Source organism: Actinomycetota bacterium (assembly GCA_018333515.1).
Taxonomy (GTDB): domain Bacteria; phylum Actinomycetota; class Aquicultoria; order Aquicultorales; family Aquicultoraceae; genus Aquicultor.
Window position 1 is genome coordinate 38,451 of sequence record JAGXSZ010000016.1, and the last position, 20,219, is coordinate 58,669.

At 53.9% G+C, this 20,219-nt stretch carries 18 protein-coding genes and 1 other RNA gene; 1 reads left to right on the top strand and 18 read right to left on the bottom strand.

Features of this window, described 5'->3' with window-relative positions:
- Positions 1-85 precede the first annotated feature (85 nt).
- The 8 genes from KGZ93_03905 to rnr all read right to left on the bottom strand — a co-directional run bounded on the left by KGZ93_03905 (position 86) and on the right by rnr (position 9,404).
- Positions 86-694, bottom strand: a complete 609-nt coding sequence (locus KGZ93_03905) for an XTP/dITP diphosphatase (GenBank protein MBS3908751.1) — start codon at positions 692-694, stop codon at positions 86-88.
- The gene (rph, locus tag KGZ93_03910; GenBank protein ID MBS3908752.1) at positions 672-1,427 is read right to left on the bottom strand and encodes a ribonuclease PH; all 756 of its coding nucleotides are present in this window, start codon (positions 1,425-1,427) and stop codon (positions 672-674) included. Before rph ends, KGZ93_03905 begins: the two co-directional genes overlap by 23 nt.
- Positions 1,428-1,613: 186 nt before the next feature.
- Positions 1,614-2,132, bottom strand: coding sequence for a QueT transporter family protein (locus KGZ93_03915; protein MBS3908753.1), 519 nt, complete (start codon positions 2,130-2,132; stop codon positions 1,614-1,616).
- Positions 2,119-2,952 (bottom strand): glutamate racemase, encoded by an 834-nt coding sequence (locus KGZ93_03920; protein MBS3908754.1) that lies wholly within the window; start codon positions 2,950-2,952, stop codon positions 2,119-2,121. Before KGZ93_03920 ends, KGZ93_03915 begins: the two co-directional genes overlap by 14 nt.
- A gap of 364 nt (positions 2,953-3,316) precedes the next feature.
- Positions 3,317-5,740 carry an EAL domain-containing protein gene (locus KGZ93_03925; GenBank protein MBS3908755.1) on the bottom strand — a complete coding sequence of 808 codons (2,424 nt, stop codon included), beginning with the start codon at positions 5,738-5,740 and terminating at the stop codon, positions 3,317-3,319.
- Positions 5,741-6,236: 496 nt separating this feature from the next.
- Positions 6,237-6,561: a transfer-messenger RNA gene (gene ssrA, locus KGZ93_03930) on the bottom strand.
- A gap of 138 nt (positions 6,562-6,699) precedes the next feature.
- Complete coding sequence (gene smpB / locus KGZ93_03935; protein MBS3908756.1) at positions 6,700-7,167, bottom strand: SsrA-binding protein SmpB; 468 nt, start codon at positions 7,165-7,167, stop codon at positions 6,700-6,702.
- Between the two features lie 101 nt (positions 7,168-7,268).
- Positions 7,269-9,404 carry a ribonuclease R gene (rnr, locus tag KGZ93_03940; GenBank protein ID MBS3908757.1) on the bottom strand — a complete coding sequence of 712 codons (2,136 nt, stop codon included), beginning with the start codon at positions 9,402-9,404 and terminating at the stop codon, positions 7,269-7,271.
- A 109-nt stretch (positions 9,405-9,513) separates the two neighbouring features.
- On the opposite strand from rnr, the gene KGZ93_03945 reads away from it, so the two are divergent.
- A complete protein-coding gene (locus KGZ93_03945) occupies positions 9,514-9,951 on the top strand; it encodes a hypothetical protein (GenBank protein MBS3908758.1) in 438 nt (145 codons plus the stop codon).
- Between the two features lie 74 nt (positions 9,952-10,025).
- Here the strand turns inward: KGZ93_03945 and KGZ93_03950 are convergent, their stop codons facing one another.
- The 10 genes from KGZ93_03950 to KGZ93_03995 form a co-directional block, all read right to left on the bottom strand.
- A complete protein-coding gene (locus KGZ93_03950; GenBank protein MBS3908759.1) occupies positions 10,026-11,231 on the bottom strand; it encodes a S41 family peptidase in 1,206 nt (401 codons plus the stop codon).
- A gap of 141 nt (positions 11,232-11,372) precedes the next feature.
- The gene (locus KGZ93_03955; protein ID MBS3908760.1) at positions 11,373-12,620 is read right to left on the bottom strand and encodes a peptidoglycan DD-metalloendopeptidase family protein; all 1,248 of its coding nucleotides are present in this window, start codon (positions 12,618-12,620) and stop codon (positions 11,373-11,375) included.
- Positions 12,621-12,738: 118 nt separating this feature from the next.
- Positions 12,739-13,617: a permease-like cell division protein FtsX gene (gene ftsX, locus KGZ93_03960; GenBank protein MBS3908761.1), complete on the bottom strand. Its 879-nt coding sequence runs from the start codon at positions 13,615-13,617 to the stop codon at positions 12,739-12,741.
- 75 nt (positions 13,618-13,692) lie between these two features.
- Entirely contained in the window at positions 13,693-14,382 is a 690-nt protein-coding gene (gene ftsE, locus KGZ93_03965; GenBank protein ID MBS3908762.1) for a cell division ATP-binding protein FtsE, read from the bottom strand.
- A gap of 97 nt (positions 14,383-14,479) precedes the next feature.
- On the bottom strand, positions 14,480-15,415 hold the full coding sequence (locus KGZ93_03970; protein MBS3908763.1) for a transketolase family protein: 936 nt from the start codon (positions 15,413-15,415) through the stop codon (positions 14,480-14,482).
- A gap of 140 nt (positions 15,416-15,555) precedes the next feature.
- Entirely contained in the window at positions 15,556-16,407 is an 852-nt protein-coding gene (locus tag KGZ93_03975; protein MBS3908764.1) for a transketolase, read from the bottom strand.
- A 295-nt stretch (positions 16,408-16,702) separates the two neighbouring features.
- Positions 16,703-17,392: a DUF2993 domain-containing protein gene (locus KGZ93_03980; protein MBS3908765.1), complete on the bottom strand. Its 690-nt coding sequence runs from the start codon at positions 17,390-17,392 to the stop codon at positions 16,703-16,705.
- Between the two features lie 8 nt (positions 17,393-17,400).
- Complete coding sequence (locus tag KGZ93_03985; protein ID MBS3908766.1) at positions 17,401-18,129, bottom strand: phosphatase; 729 nt, start codon at positions 18,127-18,129, stop codon at positions 17,401-17,403.
- A gap of 105 nt (positions 18,130-18,234) precedes the next feature.
- Entirely contained in the window at positions 18,235-19,299 is a 1,065-nt protein-coding gene (gene prfB, locus KGZ93_03990; GenBank protein ID MBS3908767.1) for a peptide chain release factor 2, read from the bottom strand.
- Positions 19,300-19,401: 102 nt separating this feature from the next.
- A partial coding sequence (locus KGZ93_03995; protein ID MBS3908768.1) for an SEC-C domain-containing protein occupies positions 19,402-20,219 on the bottom strand: 818 nt, incomplete at its 5' end.

The following is a 20,219-nucleotide window of genomic DNA, read 5'->3' on the forward strand; positions in this document are numbered from 1 at the left end:
AAGTGCAGTAATTAATATCTGTTTGTTGCTGTCCGTTGCTGAGGGTTATCGTCCGCCGTTGCGCGTTATCCTAGCAGTAAACGGATTATGAACGCTTCAGGTGCCCGCGAACCTCTTCCATCTTCTCCCGCATCTTCATGAACGCTTGCCCGCGATGGCTTATCTTGTTCTTCTCGTCGAGACCCATCTCCGCGACGGTGCGCGTCTCCCCTGTCGGAAAAAAGAGCGGGTCGTAGCCGAAGCCCAGCGCACCGCGCGGCTCAAAGCCTATCCGTCCCTCGACCGTGCCTTCGGTCGAAATCCTCCAACCGTCCGGCGTCATCAATATGGCGACGCAGCGAAAACGCGCGGTTCGCTCATCCTCTGGAACGCCGTCGAGCGCCCGCAGCAGCTTCTCGTTGTTCTTGGCGGCGTTTCCATGCTCGCCCGCGTATATGGCGGAGTCGACACCGGGGTCGCCCCCCAGGGCGTCCACCTCGAGACCGGAATCATCGGAGACCGCCGATTTCCCGTACTTCTCGACCAGCGCCTCCGCTTTAAGCAAAGCGTTATCGTAAAAGGTCGTCCCGGTCTCCTCGACATCCGGCCAGTCGGAAAAATCTTTATACGTGTAGACCTTCACGTCGGACAACTCGAGGATATCGACGATTTCCCTGATTTTGCCGTCGTTCTTACTTGCTATGATGAGTTCCAACATTGACCGACAAATCCTTTCCGAGAATCTCGCGCTGCAGGGAGATAAGCTCCGATGCTCCCTTTTCCGCCAAGTTGAGAAGTTGCTCCAGCTCAGAGCGCTCAAAGGGGTGCTCTTCGGCGGTACCCTGAACCTCGATGAACTTGCCCGAAGCCGTCATCACCACGTTCATGTCGACCTGCGCCTTGCAATCCTCCTCATAACAAAGGTCGAGCAACGGAACACCATCGACGACGCCGACGCTTACCGCCGATACGAAATCAGAGAGCGGCAACTCGGCTACTCGCCTATTCGCGACGAGCCATCTGAGCGCGTCATATAATGCGATAAACGCGCCGGTAATCGACGCGGTCCGTGTGCCGCCATCGGCTCGCACCACATCACAATCTATCCAAATCGTCACCTCGGGCAACGCCTTTAAGTCTACCACCGAGCGGAGCGAACGTCCTATTAGGCGCTGAATCTCATGGGTGCGCCCCCCGACGCGGCCCTGGCTCGCCTCGCGCACCATCCTGATTCCGGTCGAGCGCGGCAGCATGCCGTATTCGGCGGTAACCCAGCCCTGACCCTGCCCGCGCAGCCAATTCGGTACCCTATCTTCGACTGTGGCGGTGCAAATGACGTTTGTGTTGCCCATCTCGATAAGGACCGAGCCCTCCGCGTGCGGCAAGTAATTTCTGGTTATACTGACTTCCCGAATATCGTCGGGTCGCCTTCCATCGGCGCGCTCCATAAGTCTCTCCTTCGTTATTAAATATCGCGGCTTAAACCCCCGCGACGCTTGAGTATCTTATATCAACACCTGGTTCCACGTTATAGCAATAAGCGCTGGTTGGCAAATAAGGCTCGCGTCTAGACCATCCGCGAAATCTTTTCTCCGAATGTTGGTTTGGCTGATTTTATGCTCGACATCGACGATTTAACGGTTCATTTTTTCGCGAAATACGTCTTCCCTGATTAAAATCCGCCGCTTCAGCACCAGCCGCAAGAGCGGATACCCGAGACCATAGACTACCACCGTCTGGCCGATTCCCACAAAGAGAACACTCGGCCAATATGGAAGGTCGAGGACGATTTTCAAGAGCGCGGCAACACCAAAAGCATTGAGCACCACCGGCGCCGTCAGCGCCAACAAGGGATTCTTGATTCTCCATACGAACACAGCCGAAAGCAAAGTCAGAAGCGAGCCGAATACTATGTCGAGCATGCCCAGGGATGTCCCCATGAGCGTGCCGATACTATTTGCCAGCAAGCAACCGACAAACAGGCCCGGTATCGCCGCCGGCTCAAAAAACGCCAAAATGCTGAGGGCTTCGGAGAGCCTAAATTGGACCGTACCGAAGCTTATGACATTTAGCGGCGGCGTCACGGTAAGCGCCACATACATCGCCGCGATAATAGCTCCCCTGGTCAGCCAAATGATTCTATCCTTTTTCAACGCGATTCACCTTTGCTTTCAATGGGAGATGGACACGCTCGACATGGGCTATCTCCCGGCCTAAAAACCGCGCCCCCAGCCGACCAAAGACGTGCTCATCCCCGCTCGAAAAGAATCTCGGCTCCGGGCTCGTGCCGCCTTCACGTAAGCGGTCTTTGCGCTGCAAAAATTCCTTGAGTTCACGCGCGGTTTCTTCGGCCGAGCTTATTAGCGTGATATCGTCTCCGGCGACTTTCGCAATCGTATCCGACAAGAGCGGGTAGTGCGTGCATCCTAGAATCAAACTATCGATACCGTCGCGCACCAAGGGGTCGAGATACCATTTGACGGCCCCTTCCACCCTCTCGCCCGCTATCTCGTCGCGCTCAACGAAGTCCGCGAGTTCCGGACAAGCGAGCGAATAGGCTTTAACCCCGGCGTCTATCGTCTTCATGGACGTAATATATGAGCCGCTCGATATCGTCGCCTGCGTACCTATGACCCCCACACGCCGGTTCCGCGTCGCCTGAACCGCCGCCCGCGCGCCCGGCTCGATGACGCCGATAATCGGGATACTGTAGAATTGCTGGGCCGCTTCGAGCGCGGCCGCCGACGCGCTATTGCAAGCTATCACTATAAACTTGACATCATACATGAGCAAAAAATCGATTATCTCAAAGACAAACCCCCGAAGCTCCCGCGCGCTACGCGGCCCGTAAGGAAACCTCGCGGTATCGCCGAAATAGAGCGTCTGCTCGTGCGGCAGTTGGCGCACGATCTCACCGACGACCGTCAAGCCGCCGAGCCCCGAGTCGAATATCCCTATCGGCCTGCTATCCATTCTTCCTCCACGTTAACGCTGCGCTATAAATACCGCACTAAAACAGCATTCCTCATTATAGCTAAAATGAGCTGAAAATAATAAAGATTAGGGGATATTTTGCGCAGTTTTGGCGCAAACTAGTACTCCATCACACGTTTTATGAGTTGTCATTCTGAGTGAAACGAAGAATCTCTAAAGCTTGAGATTGTTCGGTCGTTTTCAACTCCCCCAGAATGACGGATACTAGTCGATGTATGTGTGATGGAGTACTGGTTCGAAGAGTTTGGCATATAAGAAACTAAGGGACACATGACTTTAAATAAAATGATTTAGTGCGTTCTTCGAAGGTAGACGCCGGTTGGGGCAACTTCAGCCGGCCGGCTCAAGCTACACGAATCTGGCGCTCCTCGCCCAATATTTTGGACGCTTCTTCGGCGGGTAAAGGGCGGCTGAAGAGAAAACCTTGCATGCTATCGCACTTCAGCGACCTCAAGAGTTCTAGCTGCTCCAAAGTCTCGACGCCTTCCGCCAGCGCCTTCAGCTTCAGCGTGTGCGCGACCGTTATAATCGCGGTGGCGATTGCCGCGTCTTCGGTTCCGGCGCTCAGCTCCCTGATGAACGACCGGTCTATTTTGAGAACGTCGATCGGGAACCGTTTCAAATATCCAAGGGATGAATAACCGGTGCCGAAATCGTCTATCGAAATATAGATTCCTTTTTTCTTCAACTTGTTGAGCGTATCGACCGCCGCATCGGCGTCTTTCATAAGAACGCTCTCGGTTATCTCCAGCTCCAGATACCGGGGGTCGAGACCGGTCTCTTTTACAATTCGCGCCACCCTCTCAGCTAAATCAACCTGCTGGAACTGGCGACAAGACAAATTGACGGCCATCCTTATCGGAGCATGTCCCGCGTCTTGCCAGGCTTTGTTCTGCTCGCATGCGGTACGGAGCACCCACTCGCCTATCGGCACGATCAGCCCTGTCTCTTCGGCCATGGGGATGAATTCCGCCGGATAGACCAGGCCCAGGTCGGGGTGGTTCCAGCGAATGAGGGCCTCCATGCCGATTATCTCGCCGGTTGCCAAGTCCAGCTGCGGCTGATAGTAAACGGTAAATTCCTGCCGTTCGAGCGCTTTTCGCAGGTTGCCTTCCATCGCCAGCCGCTCGAACGCTTTGGCATTCATCGACGGCGCGTAGAGCTGGTAATTGTTTCTACCCTGTTCTTTTGCGCGATAAAGCGCGATGTCCGCGTTCTTTAAGAGTGACGACACGTCTTCGCCGTCGTCCGGATAGAGGGCGATACCTATGCTAGTCGTTACATGAAGCTCACCCCCCTCGAACATAAACGACGGCTTGAGCACATCGATGACCTTCTGGGCTACGACTGTAACGTCATCAATAGTATCAACCCGCGGTAAGAGCAGCGTGAACTCGTCACCGCCCAGACGTGCTATAGTGTCGCCTTCACGCAGACACCTTTTGAGCCGGTCGGCTACGCGCTGGAGCAATTGGTCGCCGACCGTGTGGCCCAGCGTATCGTTGATCGCCTTAAACCTGTCTAGATCCAGGAAGAACACTGCCAGCATATGGCCGTTGCGATGCGCGTTTGCGATAGCCAAGACAAGCCGGTCGGATAAGAGCGTGCGGTTGGGCAAATCGGTAAGCAGGTCAAAATATGCCATATAGTTGAGCATCTCTTCGGCGTGCTTGCGCTCGGTGATATCCTCGAAACTCTCAACGCCGCCGATTATGTCTCCACCGACATCGCGAATTACATCGACGTTCTTAGAGAGCGTTCGGATTTCGCCGTCTTTGCGACGTATCGTGCATTCGCCACGCATAATGGGCTTCAACACATCCGCCGAGAACAAGCCGCACCTGCTCACACAAGGGTCCCGCGAAAAAACCGTACATTTTTTCCCAATAATCTCTGAAGGCTCGTAGCCGGTTATCTCAGCCGCTTTATCGTTGAAACTAGTGATAACGGACTCGTTGTCGACGGTGAACACGGCGCTCGGCATGACCCGGTAGAGCTGTTCGACCCGCTCTTTTGCCTCTACGACAGCGGCCAACGCTTGTCTGTGCTCAGTAACATCCCTGACTACGACCTGAATGGCCTGTATGCCGTTGTACATGATCGGTGAGGCCGCTACCTCGACGTCGATTGTCCCGCCGTCGAGGCGTACAAACCTCTCTTCGATTAAATCGACCTCCTTGCCTTGCATCATCAGAGCGACACGCTCTTTCACCAGGGCGTGGTCGTCCGGATGGACAAGGCTAAGAACCGGTTTGTCGATGAGTTCAGCCGGTTTCGAGGCCCCGAGAAGCTTCGCTGCGGCCGCGTTCGCGTAGACGACCTTTCCGCCGCTGTGAACTGCCATCGCAACCGGGGATAATTCAATAAGGCGACGGTAGCGTTCCTCGCTCTCTTTGAGTAGTCTCTCGGAATCCTTACGGTCGGTGATGTCACGTGCGATGGCGATGATCGCTTCTTTACCTTGAAATTCCACGATGTGCGCATGGACTTCGACGTTTAGAGCCGACCCGTCCTTCTTCATGTGTGCCGACTCAAAGACGGCGCTGCTCTCGTCTCTTAGCTGCGCTATCCTCTCATCGAACAGCTCCACATTGTCCGACGTCGCCAAATCTTTGATGGTCATGTCGAGAAGTTCATCGCGGGTGTATCCGCGCGCCGTATACGCTGCTTCGTTGAAATAGATGAACTTGCCGTCGAAATCGATGACGAACGTCGCCATTGCCGAGTTTCCTAATAATCTTTCGAGAAAATCATAACGTTCCCGCAACCGATGTCTCCCTTGTGCATTGATAAGCTTTTTGACGCTCGACAGAGCTTTATTGCTACTCTAAAAATATCGGTCTACCGAGAAAAACCTTAAAGAATATGCCGAGATAGACACGGAGAGGCACGAAGATGAGTGACGGCGGTTCTGAAACAAGAGCGGGTTGCGCATGAAGTTTCTATATGATAAACGAACATATGTTCTATATGCAAGCATTAAAATAGGCCACCCATAAAAGGCGGCCTATTTTTGTGGAGGCGGTGGGACAGCTACCCTAACGTTTCCGAAAGGACCGGACTATGTCTTCAACCGCATTTATCTTGCAATGCGGTGCAAGGCGTATAGTAAGAGCCATAGATTTACCTACTTGGCAAGACTCCTACATAAGTCTCTAGAGGGCTTTCACCCCTCGGCGTTGCCTTATTCTCTCGAACTTAGATTTCACCGATGTAAGCCTTGTTTTTCCTGGTAGCGTTACCGCTACCGGCGACCCCATTTCTGAATCGAACCCACGTCCTCAGGCATTTCCACAAGAGCATCTACGAGTGTAGACTATGTTTGTTATTCGCTTCCGGCATCCCCACAGTCAGGGTAAACCGGTCGCTATCCCATAAGATTTTCTTCAACCCCTATGGGCGTCCGGGTGAAGTAAGCTCACTAAAATGACGTCGCCCTAGAGATGTGAGCAATCTCTAGTTTGACGAGCCGCAATTAAGCGGCTAGTGCAACTGGTTCGTTTGCGTTTGTTTTTTGTCAGATAGTTTAACGAGTTGTCTGAGCTCGACTCGCTTCTCTTGCCGAAACCAACCTCAGTCGAAGCCTGTCGCCCCCATATTTTTGGCCGGCAATATTAACCGCCGGCGCATTTTTCAATGTACGAAACCTCATATAAATTATATAGAATAAGGCGTGCGCTGTAAATGGGCCGGCGCTCTCACGCCCGGCATGCCAAACGCTCGACCCTACTGTTTCTGCCGCTCGCGAAGAGCGCGCTCTATATCGCGTTTCGCGGTGCGCTCGGAGATGTCCTTGCGCTTATCGTGGAGCAACTTACCCCTTGCCAGCCCTATCTCGACCTTCGCCTTGCCGCGGTTGTTGAAATAGACCTTGAGAGGTATGAGCGTATAGCCCTTCTCTTTTGTCTTCCCTATGAGGCGCAGTATCTCTTTCTTGTGCAGCAGTAATTTACGGGGCCGAATCGGGTCGGGCTGCGTAAATTTATCGACGTGGCTGTATGGGCTTATGTGGACATTAAATAGCCACATCTCGCCGTCGTCTATCCGCGCGTAGCTATCCCGCAGATTGATTTTACCGGCGCGAATCGACTTTACCTCAGACCCCTTAAGCTCGATTCCCGTTTCGTAGGTCTCATCGATATGGTAATCATGGTATGCTTTTCTGTTTTTGGCCGCGATTCTTTCGGTTTTCATGGTAATGAATTATATCACTTCGCGGCCGGGATGTGGCGAAAACTCCCGCCCCGAAGAAGTCGCGTAGCACAAGTCGTTCAACCGCGATATACGGCTCACGGCTACCTTGCCCTCTTAGAGCGTTTCTTACGGGCTTGTTCCTCTTCGGCCAAGACAAAATCTATCCTGCGCTCACCGATAACGACGTTCGTAATCTGGACCCGCACGGTGTGGCCGATTTGAAACGCCCTCCCCGTGCGCCGCCCAAGCAGCGTAAAGGTAGCCTCATCGTATTCGTAATAGTCGTCGGTTATGTCCTTAATATGGACGAGCCCCTCGGCCGTGTTCGCGAGCTGAACAAAAAACCCATATCCCGCGACACCGGTTATGGTCCCATCGAATTCCTCGCCGATATGCGCTTTCATAAGCTCACAGAGTTTGACATCGACCGATTCGCGCGAGGCCTCGTCGGCTTCGCGCTCCATGTACGAGCTGTGCTCGCAAATCTCGACGAGACTATCGACCATGCCTACGATGTCGGGCTCGGATAGACTCTGGTCGAGCGCCGCCTTGACCAGCCGGTGGACGATGAGGTCGGGATACCGCCTGATAGGCGAGGTGAAATGGGTATAGTTTTGTGAAGCCAACCCGAAGTGGAGCGTACTCGACGGCGTGTATTTCGCCCGCTTCATCGCCCGCAGCAAAAGGTTGTTTATGAGCAGCTTCTCAGGCCTGTCGTGCGCGTGCGTGATGATTTGCTGGATCACCCTCGGATGCGCCCCCTTGAGCTTCTTGACCGGATAATGGAGGTTTTCGATGAGTTCCTCTATCTGGACGAGGCTCTCCTCGTTGGGCTTGTCGTGGACGCGATAGACCATCGGCGAATCCTGCCAATACATAAAGCCGGCCACCGTCTCGTTGGTGAGAATCATCGCCTCCTCGATCAGCTTGGTCGCGGCGGTGCGCTCGCGCACTATGACCTCTAAAGGCTTGAGATCGGCATCGAGAATCACCTTCGGCTCGATGGTCTCGAAATTTAGGCTTCCCCGCCTCAAACGCTTAGCTTCCAGAACATCGCTCAGCTCGCGCATCGAAACGAGCAGGTCGCGGACGTCCTCATCGGGGAAGACCCCTGTCGCGAACGCCTCGTCGACCTGCTCATAGGTGAGACGGTAATCGCTATTTATCACCCCGTTGAATATCTCGAAATCGCCGACCTCACCGCTCTCATCGACGACCATCTCGACAGAGAGGCTCAGCCTGTCTACACGCGGGTTGAGGCTGCAAATATTGTTCGAAAGCTTATGGGGCAACATCGGCAACACCCTGTCGGCAAGATAGACGCTGGTCGCGCGCTCGTAAGCCTCCTGGTCGAGCGCGCTGCCGATGCCCACATAGTGTGAGACATCGGCGATATGCACGCCGAGGTGGAAATGCCCCCTATTATCTCGCCTGATGCTGACGGCGTCATCGAAATCCTTAGCGTCGAGCCCGTCTATCGTGACCGTAAAGAGATCGCGGTAGTCTTTGCGCCCCAGCGTATCGGCGACTATGACGCTTTCGGGCACCGATTCGACCTCGGCCATGGTCGCCAACGTAAACTCCGTGCTTAGATTGTGTTCGCGGACGATGACGTCTATCTCTATCGTCGGCGATGTCTCGTCGCCGATTATCTCTACGATGCTCCCGCGCGCCGCGCGCACCCCGTCCGGGTATTCGAGTATCTTGGCGACGACCATGTCCCCGTCTTTCGCGTCAATAGCGTCGTTTCTATGGACAAAGACATGATACTGTATGCGCTTGTCCGATGGGACCACTATGCTTATCTTGCCGTGCCGCTCGTAACGTCCGACGACCGCTTCGTAAGCCCTCTCCAGTATGCGTGCTATCTCGCCCTCGCTCCGCGGGCCCTGCCTGGTCTTTCTTCGCGAAATGCGAATCGCGACCTTATCACCGTGCATCGCCCCGTTTATCTTGCTCGCCGGGACAAAGACATCGCCGATGGGGGTTTTTACAAAACCATATCCGGCCTTGTTCGAAAGCAACTCGCCGATGACCAAATCGAGCTGCGCCGGCAATGCATACTTGCCCTTCTTCGTCCGCAAGACTTTCCCTTCGGCCTCGAGCAAGCCCAAGGCTTTCTTTATATCGTGCTTGTCTATGCCTGGAAGCTCAAGCTCTGCCGCCAGCCCGTCCAGGTCTTGCGGCGCGTATCCCTTCTTGCTCATCAGCTTGATTATCTCGCGCGTTATCTGCATTTTACACCTCTCAAAGTTTTCGCCATATTCGATTTTTTGGTATTTACGGTTTCCGGTAACTGTTATAGAATGAGCAAGTAACTCGCAACAGACTCGGAGGTTATAATCGATGCAAAACTTTCGTCATGCCTCACCTGCTCCTTGTATCGTCAATGAAGGCATCCTGATTAACAAGAAGGACATGCGACGCGCCCTCGAGACCCTTGAGAGCGTCAAATATACCTACAACGTCGACGGCGACACCATCAGTGAGGGCGAGGGTGTCGTGGTTAAAGTCTTTTCTAACGCCGAGACCTCGACTCTCATCGTAAACGGCTGCATATTCTTGAATATCCTTAGCTTTAATTATTTACGTTTCTTCCCTCATGATAACAATTTGAGCGTAATAGAATTGGTCGATGACATCAAAATCCTAAAGCTGACCCCGGTCGAAGAGGACAATAAGCGGGCAAACCGCGTCAATCGCGAGATCTTTGCGGCGGCGCACTACGACGAAGAGGTACCGGCGGAACTCTTCGATGAAATCGACGACGACGACAGATTATAGCACGAAAATCATATAGCCCAGGGCAGACGCTCTGGGCTATTTTAATTTGCGCGCGTCACCGGTTGACGCAGACCTTACGACGCCGCTTTAAGTCTCCGCTTCCCCGAGATTAACTCCCTCAAAACCTCTTTGGCTTTCTTAAGCTGGACGTCCTCTTTATCTTTGTGCGGGTCGAATTTGACAACGATATCGGGCTTGATGCCTTTCTTATGAATAATCCGTCCTTTCGGTGTCAGATACTTATCGGTTGTGAGCAATATCCCCGACCCGTCAGATAGATTGATGACCGTCTGTACCGACGCTTTACCGAAAGTATTCTCGCCGACTATCACGGCCCGTTTATAATCCTGTAAAGCTCCGGCGACGATTTCAGCCGCGCTGGCACTGCCCTTGTTGACCAGAATGACGAGGGGCATCTTCTCGTCCGCCCCACCGTTCGCATTTCGCGATTCGACTTGGCCGGTCCTAGATTTCACCTTAACGATAGAGCCCGACTTTATCCACATGCTTCCCACATCGACAGACTGCTCGAGAATGCCGCCGGGATTGTTTCTAAGGTCGAAGACGACCCCTTTTACCTTTTGCGACTTGAGTTCTTCGTAGTGTTTCTTGAGGTCTGTTTGGGTCTGCTCGTTGAACTGGTGGAGCCTGAGATAACCGATATCGCCATCGACCTTCTCGGACGAGACGTTCGGTATGTTGATTTGCGCCCTCACCAGGTTAAAAACGAGCGGCTCTTTCGCGCCCTCACGGCGCATCGTCAGCTTGACCTTCGTGCCGCGCTTTCCGCGAATCAGCTTTACCGCCGCGTCGCTATTGATGCCCTTGGTCGTTTTGTCGTCTATCTTCACTATTACATCGTTCTCTTTAATGCCCGCCTTATCGGCCGGGGTACCGTCGATAGGCGATATCACGACCAATTCTTTCTCTTTGTTCTGGCTGATGACAATACCGACACCATCGAAATGCCCGGTCGTGTCCTCCATAAACTTGTCGAAATGTTTCTTGTCGAAGTAGTGGGTGTAGGGGTCGTCGAGCACCTTGAGCATACCCTCCACCGCACCGTTTATCAGTTTTTTATCCGAGACTTCCTCGACATAAGCGTGGTCGATTATCGAGAATACCTCCTGGACCTTCTGGACCGACGGCAATCCTTGTCTGTACGCCTCCGTTCGCTCCTGCTCCAGCATCTTGCCGAGAAACATCCCCCCCGCGAATGTGGCGAAGACTACCAAAAATGCGAGCGCGACTCCAGTTGCGGCTAAAACTTTTCTATCCAAAACTTACACCTCTTTTAATACGATTACTTTTATTAGTATAAGCAAAAACAGGGGCATCCGCCATAGCTTGCGAAATATTAGGGCCACAATGGGATTACCGGGGTCGTCGAATGGCCGCGGACCGGTTTTACTAAAGATTTATTAGTACCAATTCATGGGATTCCGCGGCTCGCCGTCTTTTCGCACTTCGAAGTGGAGATGGGGTCCGGTGGAGAGGCCGGTCGAACCCACCTTGCCGACCGTCTGCCCTTTAGAAACGTTGCTCCCCTCGGAGGCGGTGATCGATGAGAGGTGGGCGTAAAGAGTGCTCGTGTCGCCGCCATGGCTGACGATTACGGTCTGTCCGTATCCTTTAAGCCATCCGGCCTGGATAACCACGCCGTCGTCGACCGTGATAACCGCTTGCCCGGAAGGCGCGCCGATGTCGATGCCGGTGTGCATGCGCGTTACGCCGAGTATGGGATGCTTTCTCATGCCGAACGAGGAGGTGACCTCGCCATCGGTCGGCCAAGCAAAAGCACCCGGTGAGAAATTGCTCGGTCTCGCCGAAGAGCGCCCGCTCTCGCGCGCCTTGCGTTCCAGCTCCTTTATTCTTGACGTAATACGCGACGACTCGTCGAGAAGTTGGTCTTCGGCCAGCTCATATGCTGAACGGCTGTCCTTAATCTGTACGAGCAGCGCTTGCTTCCTGCTGTTCTCGGATTGGAGAGCCTTCTTCTTAGTGAGCCGCGCTTCGGTCAGCTCTTTAATCCGCCGCTCTTCGGCTACCAACTTGACGCGCTCGCCGTTTACAGCGGCTTTGTTCTGTTCGACATCGCGCTTTTTCTGCTCGATGATCTCCTTGGTGTCGGTTATGCGTCCGACTATATCTATGTCCTGAGCTACGACATACTCCAGGAAACGCATCCGGTTCAAAAAACTCGTAAAATTGCTCGCGTTGAGCAGAACATCGAGGTAACCCGCGCTTCCGCGCTTGTACATGCCCTCGACACGGTTGCCTAAAAAGGTCTTCTGTTCGTCGAGTTTCGCTAAGGTCTGTTCCAGCTCCCGCTCGGTATCCCATAGTTCGACCTGTAAGACTTCGAGCTGGCGCTCGGTCACACCGCGCTCCGAGCCTATCTTCTTGAGTTCGGCGTCGAACCGGTCTAACTCTTGTTGGGCCGCAAGGACGCTATCGTCGACCGATTTTATCTCGCCGACAAGCCTGGACTCTTGTGCTTTGGTTTGTTTTATTTTTTCGCGGGTCTGCTCGAGGCGGCTGTTGACGTCGTTTAGCTCGTTTTTCTTACTGGAGACCTCGGAAGAAAGGGCAGGATTAACCTGGGAGATAATGACTAATATCGTAATTACTGCTGTTATCTTTTGCCGCAACGCAGTAGTAATACCCATGGCTCCACCTTTGATTAGCTACTAGTTAAGCATTGGAGGCTTGGCAAGTCAACCAGCGCACTACATAGGGGCGCGTAATCCTCGAGCTTACGTATAGCAACCGCACCTGCTTGCCGTTTTAGACTCTTAAGAATCGCCGCAGAGCTATGGCACTCCCCGCCGCGCCGATGAACATCCCCGCCGCAAGCAAAGCAAATATAAGTTGATAGAATTCCTGCGGACTCGAGTTGATCGGCAGAAACACCAGCGCATCCTTTATCTTATCTATGAGCATGACCTTTGCGAGGTAGAGCAGGAGCGCCGCGATAATACCGCCGATGAAACCCTGCAATGTGCCTTCGAGCAAGAACGGCCAACGGATAAACCAGTTCGACGCACCGACTAACCGCATAATCGCCACTTCTTTGCGCCGCGCATAAATCGCGAGGCGAATCGCATTAGCGATAAGAACCAGGGATGTAAACGCGAGCAGCCCGACAAAGACCACGATGAACCACCTTGCGACCCTGGTTACCTGAAACAGCCGCTCAACAGTCTCTCTATCATGCCTAATATCGTCAATCTCAGAACGTCCCTTTAACCGGTCGACGACATCGTTGGCTTTTTGCGGGTTCTTAAGCGTTACCTCAAGAGACGCCGGCAGCGGGTTGCCTTCGAGCATCTCGAGCATGTCCGACTCTTTAAATTCTTGCTTAAGCCTGCCGAGCGCCTGTTCTTTGGAGACATAGGTCGCCTTCTTGACCTCTTCCCACGATATTATCTCAGCCTGGAGCGCCTCGACCGATTCGGCGGGCACCCCTTCGGCCAGGAAAAGCACTACTTCGACCTTCTGCTCGGTCGACTTTATGATGTTGTTCATCGCGAACGCGAAGAGCATGAAGGCCCCTACCAGCAGCAGCGATAGTGCGACTGTGGTAATGCCCGCCATACTGATGACCCAATTTTTCTTGAAACTTACCAAAGACTCTTTCAAGAAGTAAAAAGGACGAAATTGCATATAGTTCGGCTCCTTCTAAATATTCAACACAGAAATTCGGGGTTTGCCGGCGATCTTTTCCCTGAATTCCTTGACTTACTCCTCGTACCCGTATACACCGCGTTGCTGGTCTCGCATGAGAACCCCTTCCTCGAGCGCGATGACGCGCTTGCGCATGCTGTCGACCATCTCACGGTCGTGCGTCGCGACCAAAACCGTCGTCCCGGTCCGGTTGATCTTGTTCAGAAGCGACATGATGCCGCCCGAGGTCGCCGGGTCGAGATTTCCGGTCGGCTCGTCCGCGAGGATAATCGCCGGACGGTTGGCGAAAGCTCTCGCAATCGAGACACGCTGCTGCTCACCGCCGGAGAGTTCATCCGGGTAATTGTTGAGCTTCTCCTCAAGACCGACGAGCCGTATGACTTCCGGAACCTGCGCTTTGATGACTTTCGTCGGGCGCCCGATAACCTCGAGCGCGAACGCGACATTCTCGTAGACGGTCTTGTTGGGGAGAAGTTTGTAATCCTGAAAGACGCAGCCTATGTTGCGCCTGAGCAACGGCACGCGCCAGCGACGCATGTTGACAAGGTCGTGACCGGCAATAAAGATATCGCCTTTTGTGGGTATCAATTCTCTAAGCAATAAGCGTATGAAAGTAGATTTGCCGCAACCCGAGGGACCGACCAAAAAGATAAATTCACCGCGGTCGATATCGACGTTGATGTCCTTTAGCGCGGGACGATGAGCCCCCTTATATAACATCGATACGTTCTTCATTTTAATCATGCTACTATCACTCCCAAAATCGGTATGCTACCAGAAGGCTCAAGATAAAGCAAAAGTCTTTGCCGGTATGCTTTGCGGGAAAGTGGGGCTTGCGTATCTACTCGCCTAGTAGACCTTTCGCCGCTTGGGAGATGTCTTCGTCGGTTAGTCCGTAATATTTCAGCAACTCGTCCGGCTCGCCTGAGCGCCCAAAAACGTCCTTTATTCCCACTCTTGCCACCAGTACCGGATGCTTCTCGCATAACAACTCCGCGACAGCGCTCCCGAGTCCGCCAATAATACTATGTTCCTCTGCTACTACCACTCTTCCGGTTTTTACCGCCGATTCTATTATAGCGTTATCGTCTAGTGGTTTTATAGTAGATATATTGATAACTTCCGCGCTGATGCCTGCTTTAGCAAGGTTTTCCGCCGCGACCAGGCTGCTACCGACCATGATGCCGGTCGCAAAAATCGTGACATCCGTTCCTTCCTTGAGGAGAACCGCCTTGCCGGGGACGAAATCGTAATCCCCGTCGAATATCATCGGCGGCATCGCGCGGCCGAGTCGCACATAGACAGGCCCGTCTATCTCCGCCGCCTTGGCAATCGCCTTTTTCGCCTCGTAATAGTCGGCCGGGACGATGACGGTCATGCCGGGAATCACGCGCATAAGCGCGATATCTTCGATGGTCTGGTGCGACCCTCCGTCGGCTCCGACTGTTATGCCGGCGTGCGTGGGGCATATTTTAACATTGAGGGAGGGATACGCTATCGTATTTCTCACCTGCTCGAACGCGCGACCGGTGGCGAACATCGCAAACGAGCCCGTAAAACATATTTTGCCGGTCGTCGCCAACCCCGCCGCCATCGCCATCATGTTCTGCTCGGCGACACCGCAATCAAAAAACCTGTCAGGAAATTCTTTCTTAAATTTTATCGTCGTTGTCGACTTCGCCAAGTCCGCGTCTAGGACTACTATATTCGGGTGAACTCGACCCAACTCTATTAGTGTTTCGCCATACGCTTCGCGCGTCGCTCTCTTCTCAGACATCGTTCTCCTTACTATAAAAGGGGACGTTGTTACGGGTATTACGGATATTACGGATTCTATTGTCAGATTCTATTATGCAACGCAAATCTTCCGCTGCTTAGTTGCGTAACCGTAGCAACCGTAACAACGTCCCCTTATTGTTATCCCAGCGGCCCAAGAGCCGCTATCTCGCCACAGGCCTGCGCGACCTCATCTTTGGACGGCGCCTTACCGTGGAAGTCGACTTGGCCTTCCATAAATGAGACGTTTTTGCCCTTAACGGTGTTGGCGACTATCATAGTCGGTTTACCCTTTACCGATTTCGCCTCATCGAGAGCGCCGATTATCTGCGCAACGCTATGTCCGTCGATTTCAATCGTGTGCCAGCCGAAAGCCGACCATTTCGCGGCGATTGGCCGGATATCGACAATATCGCTCACATGGCCGTCTATCTGCAAATTGTTATAATCGACAATCCCGACCAGGTTATCTAGTTTATGCTGCGCCGCGAACATGCCGGCCTCCCAGATTATCCCCTCCTGAGACTCACCGTCGCCGATGAGCGCATAGACCCGCGATTCGCTCTTGTCCAACTTCAAGCCGAGCGCCATCCCTACCGCCGCCGAAAACCCCATCCCCAGCGAGCCGGTCGAGATCTCGACGCCCGGTGTTTTATTCATATCGGGATGACCCTGGAGATGGCTGTCTATCTTGCGTAACGTCGCCAAGTCTTCTCGGGGAAAATAGCCGCTCTCGGCGAGCGCCGCGTATAAGACCGGCGCGGCATGCCCTTTACTTAAGACAAAACGGTCGCGCCCCGGCCATCGCGGCTCCGCCGCATTATGTTTCATCTCATGGAAATAGAGTGTCGCAACGATATCGGCAGCCGATAAAGAGCCGCCCGGGTGGCCCGAGCCCGCCGCGCCAAGCATATTTATTATTCGGGTCCGTATGGTCCTGGCTTTCGCCTCGACCAATGAGACGGTCACCTGTTTGTCTGTCGTGTCGGTTATCAAGTCCGCTCCTTTCACAATCCGCACACAATACGGCCGGCGCAAGCCGACCGGCAATGCCTCGCCAAAGCACTCTTTTGGCGTTAACGATTAATCCCATCTATCTTTATAGCGCGTTTTGCACCGCGCGGCAAATAACTTCGATGATTATTCGGCGACCGCTTGCATGCGCCCATCCTGGCTGGAAGTGCTAAAACTCACTTAAAACAAGGTTTTATCGCTGTCAGTCGCCCGCGTTGACCAATATCGGCGATTACCTCGACCACCGATGCGCGGCCATTACGCTTCAATGCTGTCAGTTGCCCGCGTTGACCAATATCTGGTTATCCTGAACGAGCACTTTGGTGATTTTCATATTAAACGGCAGGTCGCTCACGGGAAGGTCGAGCCCTATCTCGCCTATCCAGTTCTTAGCCTCACTTAGCCCGAGGTCATCCATAGCTGCAAACTTAGCATCGGTCGGCTCGAGAACGAGCCTGTTCCCCCTTAACCTGGGCTTGAGCGAAATATCTAGTTTGCCTATCATCTCGATTTCCGCGCTTGCGACCACTTTGTTGGGTTTAAGGTCGAGACGCCAGCCTTTCAAATCGTCATGACTCTTCGCGATAAATTTGTTTAACTCGGCCTCGGCGACGACTATGCTCGTCTTGGCCGCACCGACGTCGCTAATTGCGGCGTCGCGCGTCTGAAGCGTCTTTTTGACGTCGAACTCTATGTCTTTAACGGTGATGACGACACTCCTGCGCTTAATGCCGTTGAACTCGCTTTTGGCGCATTCGATGTAGACGCGCTCTATCTTGCCGCGGAAGAGTTCCGGATAACTGTAGTCGACGCGGACATAGGCGCAATCCTTGAGATTGTAATCGCGGCGGATAGTCTCGATGACAGCCTTCTCTATCGAGTAACTGACGACGGTAGGGACGACTATCGCGAAGAATACGCCCGAGACTATGACTAATGTCGCGATTATACACCAGCGTTTCACGCTAACTCCTAACGCCGGGCTCTCCTTGAAGCGAGATAGTCCCGCACTTTTTGAGCCGAGGTATTTATGATTTGATCTTCGGTTATGCCCGCTAGGGTGACCAGCTCTAGAGCCTGGTCGAAGACGCCTACCTGTGTGTGGATATGGGCGTCACTGCTTATTATAACATGCGAGCGCTTCTCGCGGATGAACTCTGCGACAGCTAAATCATAATCGTAAGCAGCCGGCCGGCTGGTGGTCGGCAAGAACGAGCTGTTGTTTATTTCGAGCGGGATACCCTTCTCGACCGCGGCGTCGACGAGCGTCTCGGGGTCGATAGGAAATTTCGCGTTGCCGGGATGGACTAAAAAGTCGAGCAACGGATTATCCATCGCCCGGCAAAGCGCTTCGGTATTTTGCGCGACCGAGCCGCTCACGTAGCCGCAATTCGGATGAAACCCGGCGTGTACCAGCTCGAGCGGCGCGAGATAGTCTTCGGGCAAATCGAGGTCGCCGTTGGCGTTGGTGACGTTGGCCTCGATTCCTTTGAGGATGCGGACGCCGTTTAGTTCGGCCGGCATTATGCGCAGGTTCCAAAAGTGGTACCGATGCGCGCCGCCGGGCAACGCCGGGCCATGGTCGGTAAGCGCGACCATCTTGAGACCTCTCTTGGCCGCCTCTTTCGTTATCTCCTCGACGGTGCTGTAAGCATGTCCGCTGGCCACCGTATGGACGTGGAGGTCGGCTTCGATTTTGATAATAGGCTTTTTAGGTTCAGTCATGGTTATCGGCCTTCGGCTAACATGATTATTATTGCTCCCGAAACTCCGGGCCCGCAGTTCAGGGCTTTAGCCCTGACGATCCTACGTCGCCCTCTGCTCATCGGAGGCTTCCGAAATCCGCTGCCGGTGATACTCGATTATGAAATCATCGAGGTCGCCGTCGAGGACCGCCTGGACATTACCCTTCTCGACGCCGGTGCGGTGGTCTTTGATAAGCTGGTAAGGGTGCATAACATACGACATTATCTGGCTCCCCCAGGCTATCTCTTTTTTCTGCTTGTGCCGCTCGGCCGCCTCTCGCGCCTGCTCCTCCTGAATGCGCTCGTACAGGCGGGCCCGGAGAATTATCATCGCGGTCTCTTTGTTCTTCGTTTGCGAGCGCTCGCTCTGGCACTGGGCCATGACGCCTGTCGGGATGTGCGTGATTCGCACCGCGGAGTCGGTCACGTTGACATGCTGGCCGCCCGCGCCCGTCGAGCGGTAGGTCTCTATCTTTAAATCGGCGGGGTCGACTGTGATTTGGACATCGCGCTCGACCTCCGGGATGACATCGACCGAAGCAAACGAGGTGTGACGCCGGCCGCCGTAATCGAACGGAGATATCCTGACAAGACGATGGACACCGCGGACCGCCTGCAAAAAGCCGTACGCGTATTTTCCTTGAATAGTAAATGTCGCGGTCTTGATGCCGGCTTCGTCGCCCGCCGCAATCTCATAGATGTCGGTCTGATAGTGCTTATCTTTCGACCATTGAATTACCATGCGCATGAGCATCTCGGCCCAGTCTTGCGACTCGGTGCCGCCCGCCCCGGGGTGAACGGTGACGATGGCGCTGTGGCTGTCGAGCGGGTCGGTAAACCAGCTCCGCAGCTCGAGGTCGTCGGCGTATCTCTTCAAACGCCTGAAGTCTCGCTCCACGTCGGCGGCGAGCGTCTCATCGCCTTCGGAGACCGCGAGTTCGTTCATTATCTCGAGTTCTTCGGCGTCGTCATCGGCCTTCTCCCAAGCGGCGATGTCGTCTTTTATATCGCTCATCTTCGACATCAGGGCTTGCGCCGCTTCCTGGTCGTCCCAGAAACCCGGCTTGCTCGCCTCTTTTTCGAGCTTTGTTAACTCATCACGCTTAGTATCGACGTCAAAGATAATCCTTTATGTCTCGTATCTTGTCGCGTACCAGGTTAATCTCTTCGCTAAAATCTACAGCCAATCTATAGCACCCCTGCTCGAATCTGATTTCGGTTTAATAATCTAGCCGCAGCACTTCTTGTACTTCTTGCCGCTCCCGCACGGGCACGGGTCGTTTCGCCCGGTCTTGTCATCATTGATTTTGGGCTTTTTCGACCCTTCCCCGCCGCCGCTGGTGACCAAGACCTTCTCTTTCGGGCGCTCGGGCTCGTCGCGGACGACCTTCACATGGTACATATATTGAAGGACATCTTCTTTGATGCCCTCGCTCATCGCGTTAAAGGCCGCAAACGCTTCCGATTTGTATTCTATAAGCGGGTCGCGCTGGCCGATGGCGCGCAGACCGATGCCCTCTTTGAGATAGTCCATCTCGTAGAGGTGCTCGCGCCACTTATTATCGATTACCTCCAACATGACCATGCGCTCTATATCGCGCAAAGCCTGAGGCCCCAACTCTTCTTCGCGTTTAATATATGTCTCTCTCGCGGTCTCGATGAGCCGCTCCGCGAGTTCTTCGCGCGTAATCGTCGCGTCGTCAATCGAATCCCTGCCCCAATCCAACGTGAAAAGCTGGTTGATGTAGGCGAAGAGGCCGTCCCAATCCCAGGCCTCGGCGTATTTTTCATCGCCGGTAAATACCGCCACCGCGCCTGACATGACATCGTCTATCATCTCGAGTATGCGATCGTGGAGGTCTTCGCCGGTGAGCACCGCGAAGCGCTCATTGTAGATAACCTCGCGCTGCTTATTCATCACGTCGTCGTATTCGAGGACATGCTTACGTATCGAGAAGTTCTGCGCCTCGACCTGTTTCTGCGCGGTCTCGATCGACTTCGATATCATGCTATGCTCTATCGGCTGGTCGTCGGGGACGCCGAGCC